The sequence below is a fragment of the Microbacterium sp. K35 genome, from assembly GCF_004794375.1.
Lineage (GTDB): Bacteria > Actinomycetota > Actinomycetes > Actinomycetales > Microbacteriaceae > Microbacterium > Microbacterium sufflavum.
The window spans coordinates 1-745 of sequence record NZ_SSDM01000038.1; the positions used below are offsets into that span (position 1 = coordinate 1).

A 745-nucleotide genomic window follows, 5' to 3' on the forward strand; every position below is an offset into this window, starting at 1 on the left:
ACCTCGGCGAGCAGCCCCGCGACCCGTGCACGGCGCTCGGACCGGGGCACCCCGCCGGCCTCCAGGGCCTCGCGCAGCGACCGCCCGATCGTCCACCTCGGGTCGAACGCGCCGAGCGGGTTCTGGTGCACGAGCTGCACCCGCGGCGATCCCTGCCAGGCGAGCGACCCGGTGTCCGCCTTCTCGACGCCGACCAGGAGCCGCGCGAGCGTGGTCTTGCCCGACCCGGACTCCCCCACGATCCCGAGCGTGCGCCCCTCCGGCACCGTGAACGACGCGCCGACCACGGCGGCCGTGGCGCCGAACGACTTCGCCACGCCCTCGGCCACGAGGATCGGGGCCGCCTCACCGGCGGGTGCGTCGCGCGGCTCGTGCAGGGTCGCGGCGATGAGCTCCCGGGTGTACTCGTGCCGCGGACGCTCCAGCACCTCCGCGACCGGACCCGACTCCACCACGACGCCGTCCTTCATCACCAGCACCCGGTCGGCCAGCCGGCGCACGGCCGCGACGTCGTGGCTGATGAACAGCACCGCTGTCCCGCTGTCGGCGATCTCCCGCAGCAGGTCGAGGATGCGCGCCTGCACCGTCGCGTCCAGCGCCGTCGTCGGCTCGTCCGCGACCAGCACCGCCGGGGACGCCGCGAGCGCCGAGGCGATCAGCGCGCGCTGGCGGAGTCCCCCGGAGAGCTCGTGCGGGTACTGGCGGGCGCGGCGCTCCGGCTCGGGCAGCCACACGCGCCGCGCCC

General features: G+C 76.4%; 1 protein-coding gene. It reads right to left on the reverse strand.

The window, feature by feature from the left end:
• The coding region (locus DW299_RS00950; protein ID WP_136035315.1) for an ATP-binding cassette domain-containing protein at positions 1 to 745 on the reverse strand (745 nt) is incomplete at both ends.